The sequence below is a fragment of the Nocardia vinacea NBRC 16497 genome, assembly GCF_000308835.1.
GTDB classification, from domain to species: Bacteria; Actinomycetota; Actinomycetes; order Mycobacteriales; family Mycobacteriaceae; genus Nocardia; species Nocardia vinacea.
This window is the reverse complement of the sequence record NZ_BAGN01000128.1, coordinates 1-5560: the sequence shown is the minus strand read 5'-3', so window position 1 is coordinate 5560 and position 5560 is coordinate 1. Positions and strand designations below refer to the sequence as shown.

General features: G+C 65.3%; 8 protein-coding genes. 5 read left to right on the top strand and 3 right to left on the bottom strand.

All coding sequences use genetic code 11. The annotated features are described in order from the left end of the window. Positions 1-308 (bottom strand): SDR family NAD(P)-dependent oxidoreductase (locus ON44_RS17835; RefSeq protein WP_218007600.1); only part of this gene is annotated, 308 nt, incomplete at its 3' end. A gap of 96 nt (positions 309-404) precedes the next feature. On the opposite strand from ON44_RS17835, the gene ON44_RS17830 reads away from it, so the two are divergent. The 3 genes from ON44_RS17830 (at position 405) to ON44_RS52610 (ending at position 2498) form a co-directional block, all read left to right on the top strand. Then, positions 405-998 (top strand): TetR/AcrR family transcriptional regulator, encoded by a 594-nt coding sequence (locus ON44_RS17830; protein ID WP_040691452.1) that lies wholly within the window; start codon positions 405-407, stop codon positions 996-998. Positions 999-1176: 178 nt separating this feature from the next. Continuing rightward, positions 1177-1758 (top strand): DUF8020 domain-containing protein, encoded by a 582-nt coding sequence (locus ON44_RS52615; RefSeq protein ID WP_040691451.1) that lies wholly within the window; start codon positions 1177-1179, stop codon positions 1756-1758. Next, positions 1755-2498, top strand: coding sequence for a cobalt-precorrin-6A reductase (locus ON44_RS52610; protein ID WP_281005212.1), 744 nt, complete (start codon positions 1755-1757; stop codon positions 2496-2498). Before ON44_RS52615 ends, ON44_RS52610 begins: the two co-directional genes overlap by 4 nt. Position 2499: 1 nt before the next feature. On the opposite strand, the gene ON44_RS17815 is transcribed toward ON44_RS52610, so the two are convergent. Next, positions 2500-3030, bottom strand: coding sequence for a PadR family transcriptional regulator (locus ON44_RS17815; RefSeq protein WP_040691450.1), 531 nt, complete (start codon positions 3028-3030; stop codon positions 2500-2502). Positions 3031-3141: 111 nt separating this feature from the next. Here ON44_RS17815 and ON44_RS17810 point away from each other — a divergent pair, with 111 nt between their 5' ends. After that, positions 3142-3774 (top strand): GntR family transcriptional regulator, encoded by a 633-nt coding sequence (locus ON44_RS17810; protein WP_040691449.1) that lies wholly within the window; start codon positions 3142-3144, stop codon positions 3772-3774. Continuing rightward, positions 3774-5000, top strand: a complete 1227-nt coding sequence (locus ON44_RS17805; protein ID WP_051182145.1) for an MFS transporter — start codon at positions 3774-3776, stop codon at positions 4998-5000. Before ON44_RS17810 ends, ON44_RS17805 begins: the two co-directional genes overlap by 1 nt. 42 nt (positions 5001-5042) lie before the next feature. Here the strand turns inward: ON44_RS17805 and ON44_RS17800 are convergent. Further along, a partial coding sequence (locus ON44_RS17800) for a dihydrofolate reductase family protein (protein ID WP_040691448.1) occupies positions 5043-5560 on the bottom strand: 518 nt, incomplete at its 5' end.

Below are 5560 nucleotides of genomic sequence, written 5' to 3'. Positions count from 1 at the left end.
AGGCAGTCGATGCGTCCGTACTCGGCGAGTGCGCGATCCACCAGAGACTGTCGCTGCTCTTCGATGGTGATGTCGGCCGGTGCGACCAGGGCTGTGCCGCCGTGTTCTCGCACTTGTTCGGCGATCTTGTCGAGCTTGTGTTCCGTGCGGCTCACCAGGACCAGGTTCGCGCCCATGCGGGCGGCTTCGATGCTCAGCGAGTGTCCGAGCCCTGGGCCGACGCCCGCTATCACGAGGACTTTGTCCTGTAGCAGCGGTACCGGTCGATATGTTTCAGCGGGTGCGGTGATGTGCGGGGCGGCTGACACGGTCTACTCCTCGAGTCCCCAGCGGTTACAGAATGTAACGACTATTGATGTGACAGACTGTAACGACTCCACCTCGCGCGGACAAGGACGAATTTCATGACCGAACGCCACCGGTTGGGCCCACGCCGCGATCCCGCGGTCGACCGCGCGGTGCTCGACGCCGCACGCGCCCTGCTGGTCGAAAAGGGTTATGCCGCAACGTCCATCGATGCCGTCGCGGCCCGGGCCGGGGTCAGCCGCCCGGCCATCTACCGGCGCTGGCCGTCCAAGGCCCACCTCATTGCCAAGGCGGTCTTTCCCGACGTCGGCTCCGACCAGGTGGCGCCGGACCTGATCAGCGAGATCCGCAAGGTGATCCGCGGGACCGTCCAACTGTTCGGCTCCGCCGAAACCCGCGTCGCCATGCCAGGGCTTATGGCCGAGATGCGCGAGGACTCCGGACTCTACGAGAAACTCGCCGCCCGCCTGGACACCCCCACCCGCGTCGAACTCGGCGAGTATCTGTCCGTCGACAGTGAATCGGCGCGTCCGGGCCTCGACGCGAACACCCTGCTCGATGCCATTGCGGGCGCGGCATTGTTCGCCATGTGCATCCGTGACATCGATGATGTCGACAGCTTCGCCGCCGCACTCGAGGATCTGCTGTTGTACGGGGTCATCGGAGCTCGAAGCGAGTCTCCGACTTCCTGACGGTTACGGTGCATGTGGTCGTGGACAAGGCGGGACCCCAGGCCGACGAAAGTTGGACCAGGACCGGAATCCGGCTCGGACTGCGGCGTCTTTAGTGAAACATCCGTGAGTAAAAGGTATGGTCGGGGCCCACGACCGCAGCGCAAAGGGTCTGCGTATCAGCTGTATTGGGAGATTTATGAAGTACAAGAAGTTTGCCGCCACCGCGATGATGGCCGTTGCGGCCACCGGTATCGCAGCGGGTACGTCCGGCGCCGCTCCGGCGGCACCCGCGCCGGCCGTGCAGAACCAGGCCGCGCCCGCCGTGCAGGGCGAGGACCACGGTGTGAACTACGCCGTGCAACTCGTCGACAAGTCGATCGTCGCGGCGGTCACCGGCGGCGCGTTCAGTCTGGACGCCGACCAGAAGTACGTCACGGTGAAGAACACCGAGGGTGCGGTCGTCACCTCGATTCCGCTGAAGGCGCAGGTCGGGGATCAGCTGATCCCGATCGCGGCCACCATCGACCCCGCGGGCCAGAAGCTGACGCTCACCCCGGAGGTCACGCCGACCGCCGCGGTCAGCGCCGAGGCGATCTCCTCGCAGGAGTGGTTCTTCAGCGAGCTGCAGCGCGCCTCGCTCGGTGCGGTGATCGGCGGCATCATCGGATTCTTCTTCTTCGGCATCGGTCTGCCGTTGGGTGCGTTGATCGGTCTGCTCATCGCGGGTGGTCCGAACCTGATCAATGCGGGCATCGCCTACTTCAGCGGGCAGCCCTGAAAACTCTGATACTGGGCGGCACCCGGGAAGCCAGGGAAATCGCCCACATCGCTTCCGGCGAGCGAGGATTCGATATCGTCTCCTCGCTCGCCGGTCGTGTTCGCGACCCGCTGTTGCCGGAGGGGCCGGTGCGGGTCGGCGGCTTCGGTGGTGTCGAGGGTCTACGGAACTGGTTGGCGAACAACGAGATCGCGGTCGTCATTGATGCGACACATCCGTTCGCAGGCACGATCAGTGCGAATGCGACCGGTGCCGCAACGGATCTCGGTTTGCCGCTACTACATGTGCGGCGGCCGGGATGGTCCCAACAGTCCGGTGATCGGTGGATCCGGGTGCCGGATCTCGACGCGGCCGCACAGGCGATTTCGGAGTTGGGGGAGCGCATCTTCCTGACCATCGGTCGCCAAGGTGTCGCCGCCTTCGCGGGCCTGACGGACCAGTGGTTCTTGATCCGTGCCATCGATCCGCCCACCGGCGCGCTGCCGCCACATCACGAATTGCTGCTCGCGCGTGGGCCTTTCTCGCCCGCGGATGAGCAGCGACTGCTGGCGCAACACCGGATCGACGCGCTGGTCACCAAGGACAGTGGCGGCGATCAGACCGCTGCCAAACTGGATGCCGCTCGCTCGGCGGGCCTTCCCGTGGTTGTCGTAGACCGCCCCGAGCTGCCGCCCGGCGCGGTGGTCGTGGAATCCGTCGATGCGGCGTGGAAGTGGTTGCGGGAGATCGCGTCCCGCTGATTCAGCGGCCGAGCAGTTCCGGTAGGCGGTCGAACCAGGCAAGTACGGTGCGCTCGTAGCCGATGCCGAATTCGAGAGTGGCGCGTTGATACGCGGACATGTCGGTGTGGTCGTCGGCGCGGTAGCGGTCGAGGCGCTGCTGGTGAATTTCCTTGTTGGCGGCGATGATTCGATCGAGATGATCGGGATCGACGTGCTTGCCGAAGGACAGGGTCAGTAGCAGCGGCACCCGAATGGTCTCCGCGCCGGGGTCGCGGGCGATCCATTCGAGGAATGCTTCGCGACCGGCGTCGGTGATCTGATACGGCGTGCGTTCGCGCGCCCCGATCTCACCTTTTTCGACGAGTCCGGCCGCGTCCATGGCGGCCAGTTCCCGGTAGACCTGGCTCTGGGTAATGGTCCAGAAATCGCCGATCCGGTCCTGGGCCTCGGTCACCAGATCCCAGCCCGACATCGGACCGTCGTGCAGAAATCCGAGCAGCGACGCCGCCGTGGAATTCAGCGATTTGCGTTGCGTCGAGGTGTTCGCCAACGTACTGCTCCTCTCACTCTCAATGTTCCATAGTGGAATGTTATACGACTCTTGCCCGCCGTCCCGGTCGGGCCACTGGAGCGTGTCGCTAAGATTCAACTTGTGTCTAAGATGTATTCATCCACCGAAGTCGCTTATCGCGAGGTCAAGGAACGCATCCTGACCGGCGCGTTGCCGGGTGGTGAGCTGATCAGCGAGGGCGAGATCGCCACCGACCTCGGTATGTCGCGGACCCCGGTGCGGGAAGCATTCCTGCGACTCGAAGTGGAAGGGTGGATGCGGCTGTACCCCAAGCGCGGCGCACTGGTGGTGCCGATTTCGCCAGCCGAAGCCGAACACGTCGTACACGCCCGCTATGTCGTGGAGACCGGCGCGGTGCGCGCGGTGGTCGCGCACGAGCGGTCCGCGCTGATCGCCGAACTTCATGTCTCGCTGGACCAGCAGCGCGAACTGGCCGCCGCCGCGGACTTCGAGCGCTTCGCGGTGGCGGACACCGACTTTCACCGCACCTATGTGGTCACTGCGGGCAATCCGCTGCTCACCGGGTTCTACGACTCGCTGCGGGAGCGGCAGCGTCGCATGAACAGTGCTGCCCTGCACCGCGGTTCGACCGATACCGCCCGCATCATCGAACAGCACACGCGTCTGGCCCATCTGATCGAAATCGGCGACGCGGCGGGGTTCGCCACAACACTCGTCGACCATATGTCCGGCGTGCACCAGCTGGAAATGAGAGGCCTGTAATGGCAACGCTGCTCGCCGTCGACACCCGGTCGGCGGAACCACGGCAGAGTTCGCGGCATTGGTGGGGTGTCGCGGCCGCGATATTCGCGATCGCCTGGGGCGGAAACGAATTCACTCCGCTGCTGGTGATGTACAAGGGCAACGGACTGTCGGTCACCACGGTGGACCTGCTGCTGTTCGACTATGTGCTCGGCATCGTGCCCGCCTTGCTGATCGGCGGACCGCTCTCGGACCGCTACGGCCGTCGCACGCTACTTCGCCCGGCACCGTTGATCGGCGCAGCCGGTTCGCTGCTGCTGGCCTTCGGATCGGCATCGGTGCCGCTGTTATCGGCTGGACGGGTGCTCTGCGGGGTCGCGCTCGGGCTGGCGATGGCGGTGGGAAGTAGCTGGCTGAAGGAACTTTCGCAGCCGCCGTTCGGGCCGGAGCTACCTGCGGGGACCGGGGCACGACGCTCGGCGATGAGCCTGACCGGTGGGTTCGCTGTCGGAGCCGGTGTGGCGGGTGTGCTCGCGCAGTGGGCTCCGCTGCCGAATACGTTGGCGTATCTGATCAATGTGGTGCTGTGTCTGGTCGCGGCGCTGTGGGTGGCTCGGGCGCCGGAAACGGTATCGCCGCAGCGAAATTCGGGGCGGTTGATCGATGATCTGAAGGTTCCGGCGGCCGCGCATCGCAGGTTCCGGTGTGTTGCGCTGCCGGTCGCGTTGTGGTTGTTCACCTCTGCCGCAACGGCTTACGCGGTGCTGCCTACTCTGATGGCGCCGAAGGTGCGCGGTGTGCCGGTCGCCTTCTCGGCGTTGATCACGGTGATCACACTTGGCTGCGGTTTCGCGATCCAATCGCTGGCGCGAAGGATCGATCGACCGGGCACCGCCCGTGCCGCAGTTGTCGCGCTGGCGTTGGTCGTGTGTGGAATGGCCTCGGCCGCATGGGCTTCCGGCGCATTGGCCTTGATGCTCACAATCGTCACCGCTGCTGTGCTCGGTGCCGGATATGGGATCGGGCTGGTCGCCGGGCTGCAGGAGATCGAGCGAGTTGCTCGTCCTGACGAACTCGCCGGTCTGACGGCGGTGTTCTACTCCGTCAGCTACCTCGGCTTCGGTATCCCCGCGCTGCTGGCATTCCTGCACCAGTCTTTCGGCCTGGGATACCCGACAATGTTTGCGGCCGCCGCTGTGGGTGCGGCCGGATGCTCGGCGCTCGTCGTTGTGAATTACCGCGCCTGAGAACCGTCGGGATGCAGATCGGCATCCCCGACGAGGTCGTGGTCAGGCGCTCTTCGGCCGGTAGTGCAGCTCGGTCACCCCGCACTCGAATCCGGTGGCGGAGACGAACTCGAGCCGGGTGGTGCCACGGAAGACCGGCAGGCCCGCACCGATCGCGGTCGGGCTGACGAACAGGTGCAGGTCGTCGATGAGGCCCTCGGCGATCAGATTCGCGACGAGGGTGGCGCCGCCGTAGACGATGATGTCGCCCCCCGGCTGGGCCTTGAGATCGGTGATGGTCTCGGCGAGGTCGCCGCCCGCGACGACGGTGTTCTCCCAGGGCGATTCGGTCAGGCTGTTGGAGATCACGACCTTGGGCGTGTTGTTCATCTTGTCGATGGCCGCCTGGGGCTCGTGTTCGGGCTTGGAGGCCCAATGCGGGATGAAGCCTTCGGCGAGTTTGCGGCCGAGCACGATGGTGTCGAATTCGTCGGTGATGGCGGTGACGCGGGCGGCGAGGTCATCGGACCACTGGAATGTCATCCAGTCCATCTCACCGTTGGGCCGGACATGTAGCCGTC